The following is a 23,219-nucleotide window of genomic DNA, read 5'->3' as shown; positions in this document are numbered from 1 at the left end:
GAGAGCGAGGCGTCCCGCCAGCCGGGGAACGCGGCCCTGGCGGCGGCGACCGCGGCGTCGACCTCGGCCCGCCCGGCGAAGTCGACCGTGCCGGCCAGGGGTCCCGGGGCGGGGCCGTGGAGGTCCTTGTGGGAGTGCTCCGCGGGTCCGTCGTCCGTCCGGCTGGGGGTGTGGTGGGTGGGGAGCTCATCCGGATGAGCTGCCCGAAGTGCACTCCCAGTTGTGAAAAGAGTCAATAATTACAATTCATATTGGATTTTCAGTTCGCCGGGGGCTTTGAATGAAAACTCGGAAAAGGGGGTTCGGCCAGCGCGAACGGGCCGGGCCGGTCGGGCCGGCCCGGCCCGTTCGGTCGGGAACCTTCGTCGGGGGATGGGCGTCCGCCATCGCCCTCCGGGGTCAGGGGGAGATCATGCGGCAGAGCCAGGAGAGGGCGAGCGGGTACCGGTAGTCGATGCCGCCGTGCCCCGCGTCGAACAGCTCGAAGTGGATCACGTCCTCCCGCACGCCCGCGTCGAGGAGGGCCTGGTGGAACGCCTGCGCGCCCACGTCCAGGAACCACTCGTCGCGTGTCCCGCCGTCAATCCAGATCGCCCGCTGCGAGCGCATCGCCTCGGCGTGGGCCGGCACCATGCGCACCGGGTCCCACGCCAGCCAGCGGTCCCACACGTCCTGCCGGAGGACGCCGTTGACCGGGTCGAACGGCAGTTCCGGCGTGCCGTCGTCACGCGCGGAGTAGCAGACCGCCATGCCGAGGATGTTGAGCAGTTCCATGTCCTCGGGCTTGGTGAACGCCACGCGCCCGTTGAAGTCGTCCCACCACCGCCAGATGTCGCCGCCGTACTTGCGCAGATGCCGGACGCACTTGGGGAACTCGGTCAGGTAGCAGTACTCGAACAGGGCGTCGCCCGCGTGGGTCGCGAGCGCCCCGAACAGGTCGGGACGCAGCATCGGCGTGATCATCGCGCCGTAGCCGCCGCTGGACTTGCCGCTGATGGCCCGGTGCTCGGGCGCGTCGAGCGTGCGGTAACGCCCGTCCACCCAGGGGACGACCTCGTCGCAGATGTAGGAGTGGTAGCGGCCCGTACCGGGGGAGTCGACGTACTGGCTGCCGCCGTGCGCGGTCCACGCGTCCACGAACACCACGATCGCGGGCGGGGCCTCACCCGAGGCGAACACGGCGTCGGCCGTCTCGGGGAACGGCTGGCGGTAGGGCGTCCGGTTGCGCCAGATGCCCACGTGCCCGGTGAATCCGGTGATGACGTACACGCTGGGGTAGCGGCGTTCCGGCTCGTCGTCGTAGCCCGGTGGGACGTACACCAGGACCGGACGCTCGTGCGGATCCTTCAGCGGGTTCTCGCGCAGCAGCTCGCTGCTGATGACGTGCTCTTCCAGGCGTCCGGCGAACTCGGCGGACCACGGCAGCATGCGCCCTCCCTCGTCGTACTTGATCACTTCGAACGCTAACCCAGGCCACCGCCGGCCGGAACGGGTGTCACAATCCGGGGATCCGCTCCGTCATGTCGGAGACGGGGAAGGAGACCACCATGACCGAGAACGCCCGCCGCCTTCGTGAGCTGCACCGTCCCGGCGACCCGCTGCTGCTGCCGAACGTGTGGGACGCCGCGAGCGCCACCACCGTCCAGGAGGCCGGATTCCCGGCGCTCGCCACCGCGAGCGCCGCCGTCTCCGCCATGCTCGGCTACCCGGACCACGAGGGCGCGCCCGCCGAGGAGATGTTCGCCGCCGCCGGACGCGTCATCCGCGCCGCCTCCGTCCCGGTGACCGTGGACGCCGAGGCCGGGTACGCGCTGCAGCCCGCCGAGCTGGTCGAACGGCTCCTCGGCATCGGCGCCGCCGGCTGCAACCTGGAGGACACCTACGCCGGGGAGCTCGCCGAGCCGGAGGCGCAGGCCGAGTTCCTCGCCGCGGTCCGGGAGGCGGCGGGCGACGCCCTGGTGATCAACGCCCGGATCGACACGTTCCTCAACCGGGCCGCGGACCCGCTGGACGCCGCGATCGCCCGGGGCCGCCGGTACCTGGCGGCGGGCGCCGACTGCGTCTATCCGATCACGGCGCCGATGGACGCCGTCCCGGCCCTGGTCAAGGGCCTGCCGGGGCCCGTCAACGCCAACCAGTTCCCCGGCTCGTCCCTCGCGGACCTGGCCGCCGCGGGCGTCGCCCGCGTCTCCTACGGGCCGCTGCCCTTCCGCCGCACCCTGGAGACGCTGAAGACGTTCGCGACCCGGGTCCTGGCCCACGAGGACCCTTATGCGTGATACATGTGAGCCCGCCCACGCCCGGACGCCCTTGCAAGTACTCACTTACGATGGCACAGTGAGACGAAATTAGCCTCTATGTCTCATCGAAGTGAGGGCCGGATGACCGTGACACTGGAGGAGATCCCCCCGAAGACCGTCCGGGACTCCATCAGCGGCCTCGCCCTCGCCGCCGCCGCCGCGAACGTCGTCATGCAGCTCGCCCGGCTGCCCGTCGGGCACGGGGTCGCCAACAGCAAGGTCGACAGCGGCCGCGTCGACAAGCACCCGGTCAAGCGGACCCGCACGACCCTCACCTACATCGCCGTCGCGCTGCTCGGCACCGACGAGGAACGCAAGGTGCTGCGCCAGGAGGTCAACCGCGCCCATCGGCAGGTCCGCTCGAAGGAACCCGTCCCCTACAACGCCTTCGACCCCGAGCTCCAGCTCTGGGTCGCCGCGTGCCTCTACCAGGGCGTCGAGATCATCCACGATGTCCTTTACGGGAAGCCGTCCCCCGAACTCGCCGAAGAGCTGTACCGGTACGGTTCCCGCCTCGGCACGACCCTGCAGGTCAAGCCGGACATGTGGCCGGTGGACCGGGATGCCTTCGAGGAGTACTGGCAGGACGGCCTGCAGAAGATCGAGATGGACGACGTCACCCGCCGGTACCTGCGCGACCTGACCGAACTGCGCTTCCTGCCCGCCCCGGTCCCCCTGTTGTTCGGCCGCCACCACACCTTCGTGACCCTCGGCTTCCTCCCGCAGCGGTTCCGCGACGAACTCGGCTACCCGTGGACGCCCCGCGACCAGCGCCGCTTCGACCGCTACACCCGCCTGCTGGGCCGCGCCAACAGCGTCCTGCCGGCCCCGGCCCGCCTGTTCCCCTTCAACTTCTACCTCCGCGACTTCCGCCGCCGGGTGAAGGCCGGCCGCCCCGTCGTCTGACCCGCACCGGCCCTTTGCGCCACTGAGGACGGCACAGGCCGCCGGGTCAGGCGGTTCCGCGCGGGGTGCCGGGCGGGGTGTCGTCGGTCGAGGGTTTGGTCACCAGTTCGAACTCGCCGCGGTGGCGTTCGGTGCCGGCCACCACGGCGTCCTCCAGGACCTCGGCGCCCTTGTGCTGGCGTTGCATCATGGGGTCGCTGCGGACGTCCTTGGCGAGGGAGAAGCAGAGCAGGATCAGCACGAGCGTGAACGGCAGCGCGCCGATGAAGGTGATGTTCTGGATGCCGTTCAACGCCTCGTCGCCGCCGATCACGAGCATGATCGCGGCGACGGCTCCGGTCATGGCGCCCCAGAAGATGACGATCCAGCGCGACGGGTTGGTCGAGCCGTGCTGGGAGAGGGTGCCCATGACGATCGACGCGGCGTCCGCGCCGGACACGAAGAAGATGGCGACGAGGACCATCACGAGGATCGCGGTGATCGCCTCCCACGGGAGGTTGCCCAGCATGTTGAAGGTGATCTCCTCTTCCGTTCCCTTGCCGAACGGGTCGAGGCCCTCGCGCTGCTGGGAGATGGCCGCCCCGCCGAAGATCGCGAACCAGACCAGGCTGACCACGCTCGGCACGAGGATCACGCCGGCGACGAACTGGCGGATGGTGCGGCCGCGGCTGATCCGGGCCAGGAACATGCCGACGAACGGGGACCAGGAGATCCACCACGCCCAGTAGAAGATCGTCCAGCTGGACAGGTAGGTGTCCATCTCCTCGCCGCCCGTGGCCCCCGAGCGGGAGGCCATCTCGCCGAAGTCCTGGATGTAGACGCCGAGCGAGGTCGGCAGCAGTTCCAGCATGAACACCGTCGGGCCCGCCACGAACACGAACAGGGCCAGCAGGGCCGCCAGCACCATGTTGGTGTTGGACAGCCACTGGATGCCGCGGGCGATGCCGGAGACGGCGGAGATGACGAAGCAGATCGTCAGGACCACGATGATGAGCACGAGGACGGTGGTGCCGAGGGTCTCGATCCAGCCGGCCTCCTGCATCCCGGTGCGGATCTGCAGCGCGCCGATGCCGAGGGAGGCGGCCGAGCCGAACAGGGTCGCGAACAGGGCCAGGCTGTCGATGAGCTTGCTGGCGGGGCCCTCGGCGCGGCGGCGGCCGAACAGCGGGGTGAACGCCGCGCTGATCAGCTGGCTGCGGCCGCGGCGGTAGTGCCCGTACCCGATCGCCAGCCCGAGGACGGCGTAGATCGACCACGGATGCAGCGTCCAGTGGAACATCGTGGTCGCCATGGCGGTCTCGATCGCCTGCTCGCTCTGCGCCGGGTCGGTGCCGGGGGGCGGCTCGACGTAGTGCATCAGGGGTTCGGCGGCGCCGAAGAACATCAGGCCGATGCCCATGCCCGCGCTGAACATCATCGCGACCCAGGAGACGGTGCGGAACTCGGGCTCGTCGTCCTCCTGGCCGAGCGGGATCCGGCCGTACCTGCTCAGGGCCAGCCACAGCGAGAAGATGACGAAACCGGTCGCGGCGAGGACGAGGAGCCAGCCCACGTTCGTGAGCAGCCAGTCCAGCGCGGACTTCGCCGTCGCGCTCAGGTTGTCGGTCCAGACCGTGCCCCAGACCACGAAGGCGGTGGCCAGGACCGCGGTGACGCCGTAGACGATCCAGTCGGTGCGCGCCCGCCCCGGCTTCTTGTCCAGGGAGACGGGGAAACCGCCGTCGTCGCGCCCGCCCGGCGGGGGTTTGATCTCCATGGCTCTAGATCGTGCCCAAAGAACCACATGTCACATCCACGCCAGAGTAATTCGTTCTCGACCGGCGGTTCTGTGCGCGACCCGGCTGTCATGTCGTGAGTTTTCGTGCGTCGTTCACCGCCCGGACGAGGCCGGCGACGTCCGCGGACGTGGTGCGGTGGCTGATGACGCAGGCGCGGAGGGCGGCACGCCCGTCCAGCCGGACGGGACTGATCCACGCGCGCCCGCCCTGGACGACCCGGTGGGCGAGGCCCTCGTGGTGCTCCCACGTGCCGTCGCCCGGGTCGGCGAAGCAGACGACGGGAAGCGGGGTGTCGTTGACGACGTCCCAGCCGTCCGCGGCGAGCCTCCCGCGCAGCTCGCCGGCGAGGGCGGCGTCGCGGTCGAGCTGCTCGGCGTACCCGGAGCGGCCCGCGACGGCGAGGCTGAGGAACAGCTTCAGCCCCATGAACCGGCGCGACCACTGCTGGCCGGACGTGTACGGGTCCACGGTGTCGGGGACGCCGGCGGGCATGTAGGACGTGGTGACCCGGAACGTCTCCGCGAGCCCTTCGGCGTCGGTGGTCAGCAGCGCGCCGGCGCCCATCGGGACGCTCAGCCACTTGTGCGCGTCCACCGTGACCGAGCCGGCGCGCTCGATGCCGGACAGCGCGGGGCGGAGCCGGTCGGACAGGGCCGCCGCGCCCCCGTAGGCGGCGTCCGCGTGCAGCCACAGGCCCAGGTCGCCGCACAGGTCCGCGAGGTCGTGCAGCGGGTCGATCGCCCCGGCGGCCGTGGTCCCGGCCGTCGCGACCACGAGGAACGGCAGGTCGCCGGCCGCGCGGTCGGCGGCGATCCGGCGGGCGAGGTGCGGGACGTCCATCCGCAGGTCCGTGGTGGGGACGAGGCGGACGGCGCCGCGTCCGATGCCGGTCGCGTGCGCGATCTTCAGCCAGGCCAGGTGGCTCTCCGCCGACGCGTACATGACCGGGCGGCCGGGCAGCGCCCGCAGGCCCTCGGTGCCGTAGTCCGGCCATGCCCGGGTGAGCGCCAGCAGGACGCCGGTCATGTTGGCCTCCGCGCCGCCGCTGGTGAACGACCCGGCCACCCGCTCGGGCGGGTAGCCGAGCCGTCCGCCCAGGAAGCGCAGGAGGTGCGCCTCGATCTCCGCCGCCGCGGGCGCGTGCGACCAGGCCGCGAGCTGCGGGTTGAACGCGGCGGCGAGGGTCTCGCCGACGACCCCCATGAGGGTCGGCGTCGGGTTGAACAGCCCGAAGTACCGGGGATGCGTGGTGTGGACGGTCGCCTCGCGCAGCAGGTCCGCGACCTCCTCGATCGCCGCGTGGGGCGCCACCGGACGCTCGAAGTCGTACGCCTCGATCGCGGCGCGCAGCGCGCCGACGTCGACCGGTGGGCTCACGCTCCGCCCGGGGAGGCTCTCGCGTTCGCCGGCGAGTAGTCCGGCGACGTGCCGCCACACCGCGTCCGCCTCCTGGCCGGGCGGGTCGAAGGAGGCTCGTCCGAGGGAGAAGTCGTCCATGCCCCCACCATCACGCCCGCGCGGACACCACCCAAGTGGCAGAAACGACCATCATCGCTAATTTCACGCCAGGAGCGGGCTCCGGAATTCGGTCGGGTTGGCGGTGATGGCGTTGGGTGGCCGAAACCGGGAAGACTGGAGTGTGTGGTATCCGTCACACTCGTCGCTTCTGTCGCGCTATGTCACTACTAGAACAGAGATGTTCCCTTTCGGGCACTGTTGCCGCATATAGGGTTTCGTGTTCCTCTGATTAAGGCAATGTCCGGTTGCGGATCGCTGCAGGCCGACCGCACCTGACCGAAACACCGTCACCGACGCAGGCCACCTACCACGACGCACGCCACCTACGACGACGCACGCGGCGAAAGCGGAGGTCCGGATGCGCAAGGAGATGCTGGAGAGCTTCGTCCTGGGGGACGTTCTCCGGTCGCAGGCGCAGGTTCACCGAAGGCAGACGTTTCTCAAGTTCCGGGACGGCGAGGTCACCTACGGCGAGGTCGACGCGGCCGCCGACCGGATGGCCCGCAGGCTGGCGGGCGCCGGGATCGGCCGCGGCGACCACGTGGGGCTGATGCTTCCCAACTGCGCCGACTTCGTGCATCTCGTCTTCGCGCTGGCGCGGCTCGGCGCGGTCGCCGTGCCGATCAACATCGCGTACCGCGGGGAGCTGCTGCGGCACGTCCTGGACAGCTCCGACTCGACCCGGCTCATCATCGACGGCCCCTACGCGGAGCGGATTGTGGAGCTCGCGGAGCGGCTGCCGAAGCTGGGCGGGGTCATCGTGCGGGACGCCGCCGCGAACGAGGTGCTGCTGGACCGGCTCGGCAAGCCCGCGCGGGACCTGTCGGCCCTGCCGGAGGACGGCGACGGGCGCGTCGAGGTGCCGGTCGGGTTCGCCGACATGCAGGCGATCATGTACACGTCGGGGACGACCGGGCCGTCCAAGGGCGCGATGGTCCCGCACGCGCTGGCGCTGACCTGCGCCTACGACTCGCTGGACTTCCTCGACCGGTGGGGCAAGACGATCTACTGCCCGCTGCCGCTGTTCCACGCCGCCGCGCTGTGGGACGGGATGCTGTCCGCGCTGCTCGGCGGCGGCTCGATCGCGATCGTGGAGCGGTTCAGCGCGTCGCGGTTCTGGGACGACGTGCGCCGCTTCGACGCCCAGGTGTGCATGAGCGTGTTCTCGATGATCCCCATCCTGCTGAACCGGCCGCCGACGCCGCGGGACCGCGACCACCGGCTGGAGACCTTCTACATGGGCAAGTCGAGCCTGGACGAGCCGCTGCGGGAGCGTTTCGGGGTCCGGTCGGTGGAGACCTATACGAGCACCGAGGCGGGCATCGCGACGGGCAGCCCGTACGGGGAGTGGCGGACGGGTTCGTGCGGCCGGGCCCACGAGGAGCGGTTCCAGGTCGCGGTGGTGGACGAGTACGACCGGGAGGTGGGCCCGGGGGAGCCGGGCGAGCTGGTGCTGCGGCCGAAGCAGCCGTTCGTGCTGACGACCGGGTACTACGGCAACTGGGAGGCGACCACCCGCTGCTTCCGGAACATGTGGTTCCACACCGGAGACCGGGTATGGCGCGATGACGACGGCTACTTCTACTTCCTGGACCGGATGAAGGACGCGATCCGCCGGCGTGGTGAGAACATCTCGGCCTTCGACCTGGAGACCGAGATCAACCAGCATCCGGCGGTGCTGGAGTGCGCCGCCATCGGCGTGCCCTCGGAGCTGGAGGACGAGGACATCAAGGTGTCGATCGTGGTGCAGCCGGACACCGGCATGGAGCCCGCGGAGCTGATCGCCTACTGCGAGGAGCGGCTGCCGCGGTCGATGGTGCCGCGCTACGTCGAGTTCGTGGACGCGCTGCCCCGCACGCCGACCGACAAGGTCGCCAAGTACCAGCTGCGGGCGCAGGGCGAGCGCGGCATCACCGACACCACGTGGGACCGGGAGGCGAGGGGCCGGTGAACTGGGACGACACGCCGGAGGAGGCCGCGTTCCGCGAGGCGGCGCGGGCGTTCATCAAGGAGCGGTTCCCCGCGTCGTACCGTCCGGCGGGCGACGAGGAGCAGAGCCTCGAACCGGAGGACGTCGCGGGCTACAACTGGCCCGTCGACCGCGTCGCCGACGACCCGGCGCGCCGCGAGGGCGCGCGGGCGTGGGCGGCGGCCCTCGCCGAGCGGGGCTGGATCGCGCCGCACTGGCCCGAGGAGTACGGTGGCGCGGGCCTGTCGGCCATGGAGGAGTTCATCCTGCACGAGGAGATGATGCGGGCGCGGGTGCCGACCGTGAACGGCATCGGCGCGTTCCTCCTCGGCCCGACGCTGCTCGTGCACGGCACGGAGGAGCAGAAGGCCAGGCACCTGCCCGCGATCGCGAAGGGCGAGGCGACGTGGGCGCAGGGGTTCTCCGAACCGGGCTCCGGCTCCGACCTGGCGTCGCTGCGCACCCGCGCCGTGCGGGACGGCGACGAGTACGTGGTGGACGGCCAGAAGGTGTGGACGTCCCTGGGCCAGTACGCCGACTGGCTGTTCGTCCTGGTGCGCACCGACCCCGACGCCGAGCGGCCGCACCGCGGCATCACGTTCCTGCTGGTCAAGGCGGACGCGCCGGGGATGACGATCCGTCCCATCACCGACATCCGGGGCGCGGCGCCGTTCTGCGAGATCTTCTTCGAGGGCGTCCGGGTGCCGGTGGCGGACCGCGTCGGCGAGGAGAACCGGGGCTGGTACGTCGCGATGTCCGCGCTGGGCTTCGAGCGGGCCGGGATCGGCGCCACGATCAAGTACGAGCAGGCGCTCGCCGAGCTGGTCGGCTACCTGCGGTCCCCGGAGGGCGCGCGGTTCGGCCGGACGAGCCCGGCGCTGCGCCAGGAGATCGCGCGCCGGCAGACCGAGATCCGGGTGCTGTACAACCTGGCCCGCTACACGGTGTCGCGGCAGGCGGCGGGCGAGGAGCCCGACTTCGAGGCGTCCATCAACCAGCTGTTCGGCGCCGAACTGCACCAGCGGCTCGCCCGTACCGGCGCGCGGGCGTTCGGGCGGTCCGCCGCCCTGTGGGAGCGCGAGGGCGCTCCGCTCGGCGCCCTGTTCACGCACATGCGCCGGGACTCGGTGGCCTCCACCTTCCTCGGCGGCACCACCGAGATCCAGCGCAACGTCATCGCCACCCGGGGGCTGCGCCTGCCCCGCGGTTGATCGTCCGATCGAGGAGGAGCGAAACCGTATGCCCGACGAGAACGCCTACGAGACCGTCGACCTGCGAATCGAGGAGAGGGTCGCCTGGCTGACGCTGAACCGGCCGGACAAGCTCAACGCGCTGACACCGACGACGATGACGGAGCTGCGCGACATCTTCACCCGCGTCGACGACGACGAGGACGTCTGCGTCGTGGTGCTGCGCGGCGCCGGGGAGCGCGCGTTCTGCGCCGGGATGGACCTCGCGTGGTCGGAGAAGCTCACGCCGCGCGAGCGGGTCGAGCAGGGCCGGCTGGGCGAGAAGACGTTCGCGATGATGGAGCGGACGTCGGTCCCGGTGATCGCGGCCGTGCACGGGTACGCCGTGGGCGGCGGCCTGGAGCTGGCACTCGCCGCCGACTTCATCGTCGCCGCCGACAACGCCAAGATGGGGCTGGTCGAGATCACCCTGTCGGCGCGCCCGCCGTACCGGCCGAAGATGACCGAGGACGGCGACCCCGACCAGCCCGAGTTCGGCGGGTCCGCGCCCGGCTGGGGCGGGGTGAAGCGGCTGCCGGAGCGGATCGGCAAGGCCCGCGCGAAGGAGCTGCTGTTCACCGGCGCGCGCATCGACGCCGACCGGGCGCTGCGGCTGGGCCTGGTCAACGACGTGTACCCGGCGGACGAGTTCGACAAGCGGGTCGGTGAGCTGGCCGAGCGGATCGCGGCGATGAACCGCTACAACCTGCGCCTCGTCAAGGAACTGGTCACGTACGGCTACGACTGGATCGAGCCCCACCCGAGCTAGGAGGACCCGTGCAGATCTACCGCATCGATCATGTCGCGCAGGTGGCGACCGACCTCGACGCGCAGGTCGGGCTGCTGGAGGGGCTGTTCGGGTTCCGCTGCGTCCGGAGGTGGGACAACCCCGCCGAGGGTGTGCGCGGCGCCCGGCTGGAGATCCCCGGGAGCCGGGGGCAGGCGTGGGAGGTGGTCGCGCCCGCCGGTGCCGGCTCGCCGCTGCAGACCTGGCTGGACGAGCACAACGGCCGTCCCGGGCTGCACCACGTCGGCGCCGAGGTGCCGGACCTGGACGCCGCCCGCGCGGAGCTGGAGGGGCGCGGCGTCAAGCCGGCCGACGGGCCGCAGGGCCGGTGGCTGGAGGCGTCGCTGAGCCCGCCCGAGCACGGCCCCGGCATCCTGTTCCGGCTGCGCGGCCCCGGCAGCCTCGACATGTGCGGCGACTCGGGCGACAACGCCGTGAAACCGGCCGAGCCGAACGGCCCGTCGCTCGGCATCGTGGCGCTCGACCACGTCTGCCAGGCGTTCCACGACCGCGACGAGCTGGCCCGCTGGTACCGCGACCTCGCCGGGTTCGTGCAGGTGTGGCGGACACCGGACGACGAGCACCCCGACATGGCCGACCTGGTGCTGAACATCCCCGGCTCCTCGATCTGCTGGGAGGTCATCACCGGGCGCGGGGAGGACTCGTTCATCGACCGCTTCCTGGAGCGCAGCGGCCCGGCCGCCCACCACGTGACGTTCGAGGTCGCCGACTGGGACGCGGCGCTCGCGGCGTGCGAGCGGAACGACGTCCCCACCTTCGACGACGAGGAGGGCGTCACCGACGGCGCCGCCTGGAAGCACACGTTCATCCATCCGAAGCACACCGGCGGCGTGCTCGTCCAGCTGTTCTGGGAGGAACGGCCGGGGGTGTGGGTCCGCTCCGACAAGATCCCGCCGTCATGAACCTGGGCCGCACCGAGGACCAGGAGCTCATCGCCGACACCGCCCGCGAGCTGCTGGAGGCGCGGGCGCCGACCGCCGGGGCGCGGGCGATGGACGGCGACCCCGCCGGCCACTCGCCCGCCCTCTGGAAGGAGATGGTCGAGCTCGGCTGGCCGGGCCTCGCGTTCCCCGAGGAGCACGGCGGCGTCGGCGGCGACTTCCTGGACGTGTCCCTGCTGTTCGAGCAGCTCGGCTACGCGCAGGTCCCGAGCCCGCTGCTCGCGTCGGTGGCGTGCTGCGGGATGCCGGTGGCCCGTTTCGGCACGGCCGGGCAGAAGGAGCGGTGGCTGGGCGCGATCTCGGAGGGCCGGATCGTGACCGCCGCGCCGCTGCCCTGGGACCGTCCCGGGGACGGGCCGGTGGCGTCCCGCGACGGCGACGGCCACGTCCTGAACGGCACCGCCACGTTCGTCCCGTTCGCCGCTTCGGCCGAGCACATCCTCGTGGCGGCGAACCTGGACGGCGAGCCCCGCGCGTTCTGGGTGGACGCCTCGTCGGTGACGCTCAAGCCGCTGGGCACCGTCGGCTGGGACCGCCCCTGCCATGTCGAACTGACGGACGTCCACGTCCCGGCCGACGCCGCGCTGGGCACGGACCAGGTGGGCGCGGACGCCGCCCGCGCCATCTCGCTGTTCGGCGCGGCGGCGACCTGCGCCGAGATGGTGGGCGCGGCCCAGCGCGTCCTCGACATGACGGTGGAGTACGCGACGGAACGGGAGCAGTTCGGCAAGCCGATCGGATCCTTCCAGGCGGTGCAGCACCACTGCGCCGACATGTCCATCGACGTGCTCGGCTCCCGCTTCATCGCCTACGAGGCCATCTGGCTCCTGTCGGTGGACCGGGAGGCGGCGCAGGAGGTGTCGATGGCGAAGGCGTGGGTGAGCGAGGCGTATGAACGCGTGTGCGCCCTCGGCCACCAGGTGCACGGCGCGATCGGCTTCACCGAGGAGCACGACCTGCACCTGTTCTCCCGCCACGCCATGGCCGCGTCACTCGCCTTCGGCGACGGCGACCTCCACTACGACACCCTGGCCACCGGCCTGAACCTGCCCTGACGTCCGAGGCGCGCCCGCCGGTCCCGGTGGGCGCGCCTCGACCGCTCACTCCGCATGGACGCTCACTCCGCCGCGGCCGTCTCGGGGGCGGTCCGGCCGGCCACGATGTCGTCGGCGAGCGGCAGCACGATCGCGGCGATCTCGGCGATGGTCTCCTTCGGGACGCCCGCCGCGGTAAGCGCTTCCACCAGGTGGTCCGCGACCCGGTCGAAGTGCCGCTGCTCGATGCCGAGCCCGAGGTGGACGTCCTTCATCGCCCGGCCCTGGTAGACCATCGGCCCGCCGAGCGCCTGCCCGAAGAACTCGACCTGGCGCCCCTTCACCTTGTTGACGTTCAGCCCGACGAAGTAGGTGTTCAGCAGGTCGTCGGCGAGTATCCGCCGGTAGAGGTCGTCCACCACCGCCGTCAGGGCCTCTTCTCCGCCGATGGACTCGTAGATGCTCATCCCGTCCTCCTCGCGCGACCTTATTGGCGCCACGCCAATAACTTCGCGGCCAGGGTACGACGCCCGCCCCAAGGACGCCAGGCCCCGGGAAGGCGACGGATAACGGGCAGACAGGAATCGGACGAGTTGCACGACTCCCGCCGTGCCGACCTCGGGTAGTGCGCGAGCTACTGCTCAGCTATTCAGCGCAACTTCCGTGAGCCGCTCCCACCGGTACAGGTGGCCGACCCTTTCCTGAGAGACCAGATGCACCCGAGCGACGCGGAGGGGGACCGGCTGGGGACGCAGGTCGAGGGCGTCGATGACGGGCCTGGCGGGTCCTTCGGCATTGCTGTAGGCGACGGATATGTGCGGAGTCCAGTCCGGCTCATCATCGAGCTGGTGGACGCTCACCGCGTCGGCGGTGGCCTCCCGGATCGCCTGCCGAATGGGATCAAGGCTGCGTGATGGGCGGATGCCGAGCATCACGGCCTCGCTGTGCATCCACAGCCGTCCGAACTCCACCTCGATCGGCGCGAGGCCGGCCAGGCGGCGGGCCGCTCCTGCGGTCATCGCCTCGGCCTGTCCAGCGGGGATCTCATCGTCGAACCCGACGATCTGCGTGGTCATGTGCAGCCATTCGGCCGGGATGATGTCCAGGCCGTCCAGCCCGGCGAGCTTGTCCTGGCACTGGCGGACCAGGTCGCACACGTCCGGCTGCCCGGTGGGCAGGATGTGCCAGACGAGCAGGCGGCGGCCTGGCCGCACGCCCGGGCGCCACCACCAGTGGTCGGACATGCGGTCGGGCATCGGGCTCACGGGGCCTCCGAGGCGGTCAGTGCCTTGTGCTCCAACGACCCGGCCTGGAAGGCGCGGATCTTTTCACACAGTTCGACGGCGCGGGAGTCACCTTTGTACCGGCTATTGCACAGCCGCCGCCTGATCTCTGCCAGTCGGCCGATGATGGTTACGACCCTGTACTCGGAGCCAAGGGCCATGACCTCGTCCAATTCCGCGGCCGCGGCCTCGGGATCGCCGGACATCACGTGCGCTATTGCGGCTCCGATGCGGACCTGGGCCCACGTGCCGTACACCCACTGGTCGCCGTCGGCCCATGCGTCATCTGCTTCGGCGACCGACCGCAGCATCGCGCTGGGGTCACGCGCGCCCAGGCCGACCTGGAGCGCGTAGGCCGCCTGCCGGGCGCGGGTACAACTCCAGGCGTCGGCGCTCTCGTCAGTCACCGTGTCGGTGTCGCGGACCTGTTGCGCGCGCCGCATTGCTTCCATCGCCCCAGGGATGTCGCCGCGCGACTGCAGGGCGGTGGCCTCCGAGACGGCGAGCAGGACCCGGCCACGCTCACCGGCCGGGGCACCCTCGAAACCGCGGCGGGCAAGGTCGGCGGCGTTGGCGTGGAAGCCCTCCCATCGGGCGGTCTTGGACTGCGCGCACAGCACAAGCGCGCGGGCGGCGTCGGAGTCGGTCTCCTGCGCACATGTCCAGGCGGCATACCCGTAGGTGTCGGCAAGGCGGTATCGGCCCACGTCTCCAGCCAGCAGGCTGATGAGGGCGAACAGTTCAGCGGAGATGCCCAGTAGAGCCTGCGTCTGCGTGAGACGTTGTCGTCCTCCGCGCAAGACCCCCGTGACATGGCGCTGAAGCGTCTGTGCCTCGCGCAGGACGGCGAGTGGGGGCTGGCGGGGGTAGTCATAGGCCAGGCGGCGAGTGGCCGTCTGGAAGTATCCGACGGCGCCGTCGCCGATGTTGGTGGCTTCCAGCCATGCGGCCAGCGCCAGAACGTCCTCGGAAGCTGACGTGGTGCGCCGATGTCTGAGCGCTGCCAGGGATCCGCCTGCGCCGAGCACGTCGTCGAGGCGGGCGGCCATGTCCTCCGACGGGGCTTTCAGGTCTCGGGCGACCCTTGACAGAAAGCCGTCGTTGCAGGGGACAAGGTCGGCCAGCGCACGTTGGCTGATCTGCCGCTCCGCCATGAGTTCGCGCAGCTTGTCGCCGAAGGTGGTCATCGCGTCGCCCACTTCGTCCCAACTTGACCCGCTACCTGACGCTGCCCGCTCGGGGAGGCAGCGGACAGCGCCTTCCACGCTAACGCCGACTGCGCTCAGGTGGAGTGCGAAAGGTGTCGCAGGACACGAAGACGGCCCCGGCCGGCGCGCGAACGCCGGTGGTCCCGGGGCCTGGGCCCGATGGAGGTCGGACCTGTGAACGATGCTAAGGGCGGAGGACGGGAGCCCGCGAAGGTTGTCTGGTGGTACGGGAAGGCCACGGGTAGCTGGTGGGCGGTCGCGCGGGACGGTGCGGGGCGTTGGCGGCTGGTCGAGGCCGCCTCCCAAGCCGATCTTGGTCGCCGTCTGACCGAAATCGGCGCCTATGGCGGTGCGGCGAAGCTTCTGCCCGCTGTGCCTCCGCGTGCGGCCGTGCCTTCCCTCCAGTCTGCCGTCGCGCTGAACCGCGCGCCTCGCTGCCAGTGCTAACGCGGGGGCCGAGTGCGATGCGAGATGTCTTCGGGCCTGTGGAGGTCCTGCATGCGGCCGTGCGCCGCCGCGCACCCCAGGTCGCCGCCGCGATCGTGCTGGACGCGGAGGCGGGGCTGCGCCGCCTCTGCGTCACCTACCGCGACGCCGGTCCCTACGCCGTCGGCTGGGGCGGCACCGCCTACGAGTGGCGGTCTGGGCCGGCATCGGGGTTGCCGCTGCCCGCCGATCCCGAGCGGGCCGCCGACTCGATCGCGGCGGCACTCGGCGCGCTGACGCGCCAAGAACCGTCCGCCCCCTAGAACCGGGCGGCGCAGCCGGCCGACCCGCCCCCCGGTCCCGGCCGCGCCGCCCATCCAACCCGCCCCGGGGTAAGGGCGCGCACCCCGAGAACGGCGGCACCTCATCGACGCGCCTTGGAGGAGGTCACGATGACCATCGAAGACGTGCGACCGTCGGTCAGGAGTTCCGGCATTCGGATGCTTTGGCTGGACCTGACTCGCACGTGTCAACTCGCCTGCATGCACTGCTACAACGACTCCGGTGTTCGCGGCACGCACGGCACCATGACCTGCGAGGACTGGATCCAGGTGATCGATGAGGCGGACGCCATCGGCGTCCGGCGTCTCCAGCTCATCGGCGGTGAGCCGACCATGCATCCGCACGCTGCCGACCTGACCGAGCACGCGCTCGCCCTCGGCATGTCCGTTGAGGTCTACACCAACCTCGTCCACGTACCCGGAACATGGTGGGCGCTGTTCCAGCGGCATGGCGTATCGATCGCCACGTCCTATTACTCCGATGACCCCGCCGAACACAACTCGATCACCGGTCGGCCCTCCCACGCTCGCACCCGCGCGAACATCCAAAGCTGCATTCAGCTCGGCGTTCCGCTGTTCGTGGGGATCGTCGACACCGGCGACTCCCGGCGTGCCGATCGCGCGCGCCGTGAGTTGGCGGGCCTCGGCGTCACCCGTCTCCGCATCGACCACGTCCGGCCGTTCGGGCGGGCCGCCGGTGGTCGCCCGCTGGAACTGTCCGGATTGTGCGGCCGGTGTGGCAGCGGTAAGGCCGCCGTCGGCCCGATGGGGGACGTTTCGCCGTGTCCGATGTCCGCCGCGCTGAGTGTGGGCAACGTCCACGCCACTGGGCTGGCCGCTATCCTCGGCGGCGCGGCCATGACCGAAGCCGCCGAGGCCATCCGTGCCGCCGTCCCGGCAATAACCGACTGTGACCCGGACGGCATGTGCAGCCCCGGGCATCCGGGCAGCGGCTGCAGCCCGCGCACCTGAGGAGAAGCCGTTGAGTGATCTTCCCGGACTCGCAGGACTCGCCGCGACCCTCCACCCCCATACAGGCGCCCTTGTCAGCGTCGAGCCGACCGAGCGCGGAAACCTCTCGGACCTCACGGCCCTGGTCATGGGGGAAAAGGGGGAGTGGTTCGTCAAGGCCGTCCGGAACCGCGCCGGTGGCCGGCGTGACTCCCTGGTCCGGGAAGGACTCATCAATCCGTTCGTACGTCCGATCTCCCCGACCGTGCTCTGGCAGGCCGAGAGCCCGGAGTGGATCGCGCTCGGCTTCGAGGCCGTTCGCGCCCGTCACGCCGACCTGTCGCCGGGATCGCCCGACGTGCCTGAGGTGGTCGACGTCCTGAACCGGATCGCGCTTGTCGAACTGCCGGATATCGTGCGGGACTGGCCCGAGACCCGGTGGGACGGGTTCGCCGACGACGCGGCCCGGCTCCTGCGAGGGGACGCGCTGCTGTACACAGACCTCAATCCGGACAACATCCTGATAGGAGATCAGGCTACGTGGGCGGTCGACTGGTCGTGGCCCACGCGAGGCGCGGCGCACATCCCTCCCTCGCTCTTGGTCGTCCAGCTCATCGCCACCGGACACAGTGCGAGATCAGCGGAAGAATGGGCGGATGGCTGCACGGCGTGGAGAGGTGCGACTCCGGAGGCGGTGGACGCTTTCGCCGCCGCGGTCACGCGTATGCACCGCCATCACGCTGAATGCAATCCCGGCACGGAGTGGCTCCAAGCCATGGCGTCCGCCGCGGAGGAGTGGGCAGACCACCGGGGGGTTCGGATCAGAAGTTCGTTCGGGCTTTGACACTCAGATGCCGGACGGTGGGTGTCCCCTGGTGGGTGTTCGCGTGTCGCCTGGCGTTCACCCGGGGCGTTTAGAGTGCGCCTCCTGGTCCGACCTGGGCGGTAGAGGGACATGGCGGAAAAGCTGGTCAGTGTGGTCATGCCGGTCTACAACGGGCGGGACACCGTGGGTCGGGCGCTGGAGTCGGTGTTCGCGCAGACGCTGCCGGCAGAGGAGATCGAGGTCGTCGTCGTGGACGACGGGTCGACCGACGGCACGGGCGCGCTGCTCGACGAGCTGGCCCGCGCCCACGGCCGGCTGACCGTCATCCACCAGGCCAACTCCGGAGGCTGCGGGGCGCCGCGCAACCGGGGCCTGGAGCGCGCCTCCGGGCGGTTCGTGTTCTTCCTGGACGCCGATGACCGGCTGGGACCCGAGGCGCTGGAACGGATGACGGCGATGGCCGAACGCCACGACACCGACATCGTCCTGGGCAAGCAGGTCGGGACGGGCGGACGCAGGGTGCCGAAGAGGGTGTTCGCCCGGACGATCGAACGCACCCATGTCCTCGACCCGGACTGCGACCTGTTCCCCCAGATGTCGATGGCCTCCCTCCAGCTGTTCCGCCGTTCCCTGATCGACCGCGCCGGACTGCGCTTCGTGGAGGGCGTGCTCTCCCACGAGGACCAGCTCTTCACCGCCGGTGCCTACCTGCACGCCCGCGCCGTGTCGGTCCTGGCCGACTACGACTGCTACTACTGGGACGCCAGGGCGGACGGGACGAGCAACACTCAGCTCGGCGGTGCCGCGCCCGCCGAGGTGCACGCGATCGCGGGACGGGCGATGGCGCTGGTCGCCGAGCACACCGAGCCCGGCGAGATCCGGGAGAAGCTGCTCTACCGGTACCTGCTGCTGGAGGTCTTCGTGCTGCTTGAGCAGCGCTACCTGGGCTCGTCCGGTGAGGAGCGCGAGACCATCCTCAAGGGGTGCCGGGAACTGACGGAGCCCTGGCTCACTCCCGGGCTGCTGGCGCGCTACCAGCCGCGGCACCGGATTCTCGCCCATTGCCTGCTGCGTCATCTCGATGCGGAGCTGGCAGAGGTGCTGCGGTTCCACCGGAGCGGGCAGCGTCCCGGCATCCACCTCGAAGGCGGGCGGGCCTACCTCAAGTACCCCTTCTTCCGGGATGCCGCCGCGGCCATCCCCGACGCGTGTTTCGAGACCGACGAGCCGCCGGTCTTCCGGCATGACCTCGTTGGACTGGCGTGGGACGGCGACGCCCTGGTGGTCAGCGGCCGGGTCCGGTTCCGCGATGTGGACGAGGGGGCACCCGTTCTCGACCTCGTCCTGGAGGACGCCGCCGGTGCAGGGCGCCGGGTGCGGTGCGAGGCCGGTCCCGCGGAGCGCACCGATGAAGGGCTCACCGTCCCCCATACCGCCCGGTTCCTCCCCGCAGAGTGCCCGGACGGCCGCTGGTCGGTGCGCGTGGAGGCGGCCCTTGGCGGGCATGTCTTCGGCGTCCCGGTGCTCAAGCCGCGTGGCATGACCGTTCCGCGGGCCGCGCTCGGCGAGTCCGGGGGGCGCTGGCGTCTCGTCCGGCCGCTGCCGTTGCCGAAGGGGGAGCGGGGGCGGCTCGTCCTCGCGGTGGGCGCGGAACTCACCCCCGCCGACCTGCGGAACGTCGAGATCGGCTTCGGGACGGGCGGCCGGCTGCGGGTGGCGGGGGAACCGCCGCCCGTGCTGTCGCCCGGCCCGCCGCCGGGCATGAGCGTGCTGCTCGGGCATCGGGACGGCCGTGTCGTCCGCACGCCACTGGTGATCGGTCCGGACCGGCGGCGCCGGCACGCCGAGGTCCCGCTCGCCGGTGTCCGCTCCGGCCACTGGCGGACCCTGTTCCAGATCGACGGGATCGGCGCGGCGACCCCGGTCCGCGGCCCGGAGGGCGGGGGCGTGCTCGGCCCGGTGACCGTGTCGGCGCTGCCGCCGCGCCGCGCGCACGTCCGGCTCGACCGGGAACCGCCCGCCGTGCACGTCGCGCTTCCCCTGGCGGCGCGGGCGCGGCGGATGTGGCGGCACCTCGCGGGCCGCTTCGGCGCGGTCGCTAGGGGCGGACGGCGTACACCATGCGCTTGCCGGGGTGCTCGCCGACCGTCCAGAACTGGCCGAGGCCCGGGTTCGAGGCGTCGGTGCCCGACTGCCAGTGCGACAGGTCCTCCGGGCCGATGCTGAGCTGCTTCTCACCGGCGACCTGCAGCGTCGTGGTGGACGACGTCGCGGGCGCGGTCGTGTAGAACGTCCCGGCGGTCGAGGTGCCGCGGCTGCGGCTCAGGTACCACCGGCCGTTGAACCGGGTCGCGCCCTGGATGTTGCTGACCGGCAGCTTGTGGGCGACGTCGGCGTTCCAGCGGTGGGACGGATCGGTGATCAGCTCGCCGCCGGTGAATGCGCCGGCGATGGGCCACGCCGCGACGCGCCCGTTGACGGCCTCGTCCCCGGCGCAGTACTCGCCGGAGACCAGGTGGTCGGTGCCGCTGCGGTCGAGGGAGACGTGCGAGAACTGCGGCGACCCGTCCGAGCTGGTGCACTTGGTGCCGGTCGCGGCGGTCCGCGTCCAGGAGCCGACCTGCGGCATCACGTAGCGGTACCCGTAGCCGTGGTACGTGTCGCCGTGCAGGCCGACCTTGTCCGCGCCGCTGGTCGTGCCGTTCTCGGACGCGCCGAGGTCGAAGATGCGGCGCATGTCGAACATGCGGAAGCCGCGCGCGGTGTCGGCGACGAAAAGGTGGTTGCCGTACCAGAGGATGCCGCCCGCATGCAGGGACTTGTTGTAGCTGCCGTTGGACGGGTCCATCGAGACCCGGACGGTGTCGTAGTCACCGTTGGCCCGCGGGTACACCAGCAGTACGTGCCGGTAGGCGCCGGTGTAGGGGTTCATGAAGCTGATGCGGACGCCCTTGACCATGCCGTCGGCGTTGTCGTTGTGGTCGTACCAGCTGACCAGGACGGGCTGGTAACCGTTGCCCCACTCCTGGTCGGCCTGCATGTCGGCGACCGTGGTGACGCCCTGCGGGTACCACTGGGTGGTGGCGTTGTCGCCGTCGTTGAAGCAGACGCTCCGGGCGAGCGCCACCGAGCTGCCGGACTGCAGGGCGTTCGGCTCGCACGCCCCGTTCACGGTGACCGGAGTGTCGTCGTCCTGCCGGTTCAGGTCGTTCATGATGTCGGTGACGGTCCCCTTCACCAGCGGAAGGGCGTCGGCGCGGTCGCGGAGGTCCGTCCCGTAGGAGTTCGGGCGGAGCTGGAAGTTCGACAGGGACAGTTCGTCGGCGGCGGCGGGGGACTGGAACGCGACGGCGAGCGGAAGGGCGAGGCCCACGGCGGCCAGGACGGCCAGGCTTCGGCGGCGGCGCATGCACTCTCCTCACGGCCGGGCCCGCCTGGAGCCGGACGCGCGTCCGGCCCGGCGCCGGGATCCAGTGCCCGGAACAGGTCACCGGGACGGGATGCGCCCGGGGGAGCGGTGGGCCAGCGGCCAAGATCGTGGGGTCAGTCCGTCCAAAATGACATGATCATGACCTTCCCGCCAAATCAGACATGTACCAGAGGTCCAGTTCACTTTTGGTGGGATGAACGGCATAAATTTGCGGAATGAACGTCGTCATCGCCGTTGTCGTGACCTTGCTGGTGACGTGGGTTCCGGCGCTGGTGTGGTGGCGGCGGCAGCAGGGGCGGGGCGGTGACCTGGGCGGGCCCGCGCGGCGGGCGACGTTCGAGACGCTGCACACCGCGTCCCGCGCCGCCCCCGCGTTCCGGGCGGGGCTGACCGAGCAGGACGCGCAGAAGGCCGCCCGGCACCTGCGGGTCCTGCTGGACTGCCCCGCGCTGGCGATCACCGACGGGGAGCGGCTGCTGGCCTGGGACGGGGAGCACGAGCACCACGCGGAGGAGGTCCTGGGGCACGCCGGGGTGACGCTGGAGAACGGCCGGACCCAGGTGCACGACGTCGTCTGCGACCTGCTCGACTGCCCGATCCGGCGGGTCGTGGTGGTGCCGCTCGCCACCGACGACCGCGTGGTCGGGTCGCTCGCCGCCTACGGGGAGGAGACCCCCGCCGGGCTGATCCGCGCCGCCGAGGAGGTGGCCCAGTGGGTGGACGCGCAACTGGAGCTGGCCGAGCTCGACCACTCGCGGACGCTGCTGATGGAGGCGGAGATGCGGGCGCTGCGGGCGCAGATCTCGCCGCACTTCATCTACAACTCGCTGACCACCATCGCCTCGTTCGTCCGCTCCGATCCCGAGCGGGCGCGGGAACTGCTGCTGGAGTTCGCCGGGTTCACCCGCTACTCGTTCCGGCGGCACGGCGACTTCACGACGCTCGCCGAGGAGCTGCGGTCCATCGACCGGTACCTGCTGCTCCAGCGGGCGCGGTTCGGCGAGCAGCTGCGGGTGACGCTGCGGATCGCGCCCGAGGTGCTGCCGGTCGCCGTGCCGTTCCTCTGCCTGCAGCCGCTCGTGGAGAACGCCGTCCGGCACGGGCTGCAGGACAGGTCGGAGCCCGGCCTCATCACGATCGTCGCCGAAGACGCCGGGTCCGACTGCGTGATCAGCGTGGAGGACGACGGGATCGGCATGGAGCCCGAGGACGCCCGGCGGCTGCTCGCGGGCGACGTGCGCCCGCTGACCGAGGACGGCGACGCGGCCGGGATCGGGCTCGCCAACGTCGACGACCGGCTGCGGCAGGTGTACGGCCCGGAGTACGGTCTCGCCGTGGAGACCGGGCCGGGCGCGGGCACGAAGGTGACCGTGCGCGTCCCCAAGTACCGGCCGGGGGTGACCGCGTCCTGAACCCTTGACTGATAGGCGTCCTTTGACTGGAATGTCCGTGCGACCTGGGAAGGGACGATGTGGTGGGCCTACGTGTCCTCGCCGTGGACGACGAGCCGCCCGCGCTGGACGACCTCGTCCACCTGCTGCGCGCCCATCCGCGGATCGGCGAGATCCACACGGCGCGGGACGGCGCCGCCGCGCTGCGCAAGCTCGACCGGGCCCTCGCCGACGGGCGCCCGATCGCCGCGGTGTTCCTCGACATCCGGATGCCCGGCCTGGACGGCACCGTGCTCGGCCGCGTGCTCGCGCAGTTCGCCCGCCCGCCGCAGATCGTCTTCGTCACCGCCTACGAGGACCACGCCGTCGACGCGTTCGAGATCAAGGCGACGGACTACATCCTCAAACCGGTGCGGCCCGAGCGGCTGAACGAGGCGATCAGGCGCGTCATCGAGGCCACCGACGAGCCCGAGGACGAGGAGGCCGACCCGGCCGAACCGGAGCCGATGCCCGTCGAGCTGGGCGGGGTGACCCGGTTCGTCACCCCCGCTGAAGTGCTGTACGTCGAGGCGCAGGGCGACTACGCGCGGCTGCACACCTCCTCCGGCAGCCACCTGGTCCGCATCCCGCTGGCCGCGCTGAGCGAGCGCTGGACCGGCGCCGGGTTCGTCCGGGTGCACCGCAGCCACCTGGTCGCGCTGTCGGCGATCAAGGAGCTGCGGCTGGACTCGGGCCGCTGCACCGTGCTGGTCGGCGACACCGAGCTGCCGGTGAGCCGCAGGCACGTGCGCGAGCTGCGCGACGTGCTCGTGCGGAGGGCGAGGCGGTCCCCCTGAGCCCCGGCCCCCCGAGCAGCGCCGACGACCCGCCGGGCTCCGGC

19 protein-coding genes and 1 pseudogene are annotated in these 23,219 nt (G+C 71.2%); 13 read left to right on the top strand and 7 right to left on the bottom strand.

Going from position 1 to position 23,219, the window contains the following annotated elements; genetic code table 11:
- Together E1289_RS39140 and E1289_RS26545 are read right to left on the bottom strand one after the other, a co-directional pair.
- Window positions 1-236 (bottom strand): annotated as a pseudogene (locus E1289_RS39140) (hypothetical protein); the annotation flags it as partial.
- 163 nt (window positions 237-399) lie between these two features.
- Window positions 400-1,428 carry an alpha/beta hydrolase-fold protein gene (locus E1289_RS26545; protein ID WP_131984833.1) on the bottom strand — a complete coding sequence of 343 codons (1,029 nt, stop codon included), beginning with the start codon at window positions 1,426-1,428 and terminating at the stop codon, window positions 400-402.
- 119 nt (window positions 1,429-1,547) lie between these two features.
- Here E1289_RS26545 and E1289_RS26540 point away from each other — a divergent pair, with 119 nt between their 5' ends.
- Window positions 1,548-2,279, top strand: a complete 732-nt coding sequence (locus tag E1289_RS26540; RefSeq protein ID WP_131984831.1) for an isocitrate lyase/phosphoenolpyruvate mutase family protein — start codon at window positions 1,548-1,550, stop codon at window positions 2,277-2,279.
- Between the two features lie 102 nt (window positions 2,280-2,381).
- Window positions 2,382-3,206: an oxygenase MpaB family protein gene (locus tag E1289_RS26535; RefSeq protein ID WP_131984829.1), complete on the top strand. Its 825-nt coding sequence runs from the start codon at window positions 2,382-2,384 to the stop codon at window positions 3,204-3,206.
- Window positions 3,207-3,252: 46 nt separating this feature from the next.
- Here the strand turns inward: E1289_RS26535 and E1289_RS26530 are convergent, their stop codons facing one another.
- Window positions 3,253-4,962: a BCCT family transporter gene (locus E1289_RS26530; RefSeq protein ID WP_131984827.1), complete on the bottom strand. Its 1,710-nt coding sequence runs from the start codon at window positions 4,960-4,962 to the stop codon at window positions 3,253-3,255.
- An 88-nt stretch (window positions 4,963-5,050) separates the two neighbouring features.
- The gene (locus tag E1289_RS26525; protein WP_131984826.1) at window positions 5,051-6,481 is read right to left on the bottom strand and encodes a pyridoxal-dependent decarboxylase; all 1,431 of its coding nucleotides are present in this window, start codon (window positions 6,479-6,481) and stop codon (window positions 5,051-5,053) included.
- 379 nt (window positions 6,482-6,860) lie between these two features.
- On the opposite strand from E1289_RS26525, the gene E1289_RS26520 reads away from it, so the two are divergent.
- The 5 genes from E1289_RS26520 to E1289_RS26500 are packed head-to-tail and all read left to right on the top strand — an operon-like array spanning window position 6,861 to window position 12,504.
- Entirely contained in the window at window positions 6,861-8,453 is a 1,593-nt protein-coding gene (locus tag E1289_RS26520; protein WP_131984825.1) for an AMP-binding protein, read from the top strand.
- Window positions 8,450-9,682: an acyl-CoA dehydrogenase family protein gene (locus E1289_RS26515; protein ID WP_131984824.1), complete on the top strand. Its 1,233-nt coding sequence runs from the start codon at window positions 8,450-8,452 to the stop codon at window positions 9,680-9,682. The genes E1289_RS26520 and E1289_RS26515 overlap by 4 nt, the downstream gene beginning before the upstream one ends.
- Before the next feature lie 28 nt (window positions 9,683-9,710).
- Window positions 9,711-10,469: an enoyl-CoA hydratase/isomerase family protein gene (locus E1289_RS26510; RefSeq protein WP_131984823.1), complete on the top strand. Its 759-nt coding sequence runs from the start codon at window positions 9,711-9,713 to the stop codon at window positions 10,467-10,469.
- Between the two features lie 8 nt (window positions 10,470-10,477).
- Window positions 10,478-11,410 (top strand): VOC family protein, encoded by a 933-nt coding sequence (locus E1289_RS26505; RefSeq protein ID WP_131984822.1) that lies wholly within the window; start codon window positions 10,478-10,480, stop codon window positions 11,408-11,410.
- Entirely contained in the window at window positions 11,407-12,504 is a 1,098-nt protein-coding gene (locus E1289_RS26500) for an acyl-CoA dehydrogenase (protein ID WP_131984821.1), read from the top strand. Before E1289_RS26505 ends, E1289_RS26500 begins: the two co-directional genes overlap by 4 nt.
- Window positions 12,505-12,566: 62 nt before the next feature.
- Here E1289_RS26500 and E1289_RS26495 read toward each other — a convergent pair whose 3' ends face one another.
- The 3 genes from E1289_RS26495 to E1289_RS26485 form a co-directional block, all read right to left on the bottom strand.
- Entirely contained in the window at window positions 12,567-12,950 is a 384-nt protein-coding gene (locus E1289_RS26495; protein WP_131984820.1) for a group 1 truncated hemoglobin, read from the bottom strand.
- Window positions 12,951-13,124: 174 nt separating this feature from the next.
- Complete coding sequence (locus E1289_RS26490; protein ID WP_243713162.1) at window positions 13,125-13,739, bottom strand: 2'-5' RNA ligase family protein; 615 nt, start codon at window positions 13,737-13,739, stop codon at window positions 13,125-13,127.
- A 5-nt stretch (window positions 13,740-13,744) separates the two neighbouring features.
- Window positions 13,745-14,965, bottom strand: coding sequence for a helix-turn-helix transcriptional regulator (locus E1289_RS26485; protein WP_131984817.1), 1,221 nt, complete (start codon window positions 14,963-14,965; stop codon window positions 13,745-13,747).
- A 494-nt stretch (window positions 14,966-15,459) separates the two neighbouring features.
- Between E1289_RS26485 and E1289_RS26480 the strand changes: the two genes are divergently transcribed.
- From E1289_RS26480 to E1289_RS26455, 6 genes are all read left to right on the top strand, one after another.
- Window positions 15,460-15,723 (top strand): hypothetical protein, encoded by a 264-nt coding sequence (locus E1289_RS26480; protein WP_131984815.1) that lies wholly within the window; start codon window positions 15,460-15,462, stop codon window positions 15,721-15,723.
- A gap of 129 nt (window positions 15,724-15,852) precedes the next feature.
- On the top strand, window positions 15,853-16,713 hold the full coding sequence (locus tag E1289_RS26475) for a radical SAM protein (RefSeq protein ID WP_131984813.1): 861 nt from the start codon (window positions 15,853-15,855) through the stop codon (window positions 16,711-16,713).
- A gap of 10 nt (window positions 16,714-16,723) precedes the next feature.
- A complete protein-coding gene (locus E1289_RS26470; protein ID WP_131984811.1) occupies window positions 16,724-17,536 on the top strand; it encodes a protein kinase in 813 nt (270 codons plus the stop codon).
- 111 nt (window positions 17,537-17,647) lie between these two features.
- Complete coding sequence (locus tag E1289_RS26465) at window positions 17,648-19,744, top strand: glycosyltransferase family 2 protein (RefSeq protein ID WP_131984809.1); 2,097 nt, start codon at window positions 17,648-17,650, stop codon at window positions 19,742-19,744.
- A 1,419-nt stretch (window positions 19,745-21,163) separates the two neighbouring features.
- A complete protein-coding gene (locus E1289_RS26460) occupies window positions 21,164-22,360 on the top strand; it encodes a histidine kinase (RefSeq protein ID WP_131984807.1) in 1,197 nt (398 codons plus the stop codon).
- 59 nt (window positions 22,361-22,419) lie between these two features.
- Entirely contained in the window at window positions 22,420-23,175 is a 756-nt protein-coding gene (locus tag E1289_RS26455; RefSeq protein ID WP_131984805.1) for a LytTR family DNA-binding domain-containing protein, read from the top strand.
- Window positions 23,176-23,219: the final 44 nt, after the last annotated feature.

The organism is Actinomadura sp. 6K520, from assembly GCF_004349245.1.
Classification (GTDB): Bacteria; Actinomycetota; Actinomycetes; order Streptosporangiales; family Streptosporangiaceae; genus Spirillospora.
This window is presented reverse-complemented; position numbering and strand designations above follow the sequence as displayed.

What these genes read in the sequence shown, in the direction of transcription:
- E1289_RS26545 (WP_131984833.1), bottom strand. Translation starts at nt 1,428, where the DNA reads ATGCTGCCGTGGTCCGCCGAGTTCGCCGGACGCCTGGAAGAGCACGTC.
- E1289_RS26540 (WP_131984831.1), top strand. Translation starts at nt 1,548, where the DNA reads ATGACCGAGAACGCCCGCCGCCTTCGTGAGCTGCACCGTCCCGGCGAC.
- E1289_RS26535 (WP_131984829.1), top strand. Translation starts at nt 2,382, where the DNA reads ATGACCGTGACACTGGAGGAGATCCCCCCGAAGACCGTCCGGGACTCC.
- E1289_RS26530 (WP_131984827.1), bottom strand. Translation starts at nt 4,962, where the DNA reads ATGGAGATCAAACCCCCGCCGGGCGGGCGCGACGACGGCGGTTTCCCC.
- E1289_RS26525 (WP_131984826.1), bottom strand. Translation starts at nt 6,481, where the DNA reads ATGGACGACTTCTCCCTCGGACGAGCCTCCTTCGACCCGCCCGGCCAG.
- E1289_RS26520 (WP_131984825.1), top strand. Translation starts at nt 6,861, where the DNA reads ATGCGCAAGGAGATGCTGGAGAGCTTCGTCCTGGGGGACGTTCTCCGG.
- E1289_RS26510 (WP_131984823.1), top strand. Translation starts at nt 9,711, where the DNA reads ATGCCCGACGAGAACGCCTACGAGACCGTCGACCTGCGAATCGAGGAG.
- E1289_RS26500 (WP_131984821.1), top strand. Translation starts at nt 11,407, where the DNA reads ATGAACCTGGGCCGCACCGAGGACCAGGAGCTCATCGCCGACACCGCC.
- E1289_RS26495 (WP_131984820.1), bottom strand. Translation starts at nt 12,950, where the DNA reads ATGAGCATCTACGAGTCCATCGGCGGAGAAGAGGCCCTGACGGCGGTG.
- E1289_RS26490 (WP_243713162.1), bottom strand. Translation starts at nt 13,739, where the DNA reads ATGCCCGACCGCATGTCCGACCACTGGTGGTGGCGCCCGGGCGTGCGG.
- E1289_RS26475 (WP_131984813.1), top strand. Translation starts at nt 15,853, where the DNA reads ATGACCATCGAAGACGTGCGACCGTCGGTCAGGAGTTCCGGCATTCGG.
- E1289_RS26465 (WP_131984809.1), top strand. Translation starts at nt 17,648, where the DNA reads ATGGCGGAAAAGCTGGTCAGTGTGGTCATGCCGGTCTACAACGGGCGG.
- E1289_RS26460 (WP_131984807.1), top strand. Translation starts at nt 21,164, where the DNA reads ATGAACGTCGTCATCGCCGTTGTCGTGACCTTGCTGGTGACGTGGGTT.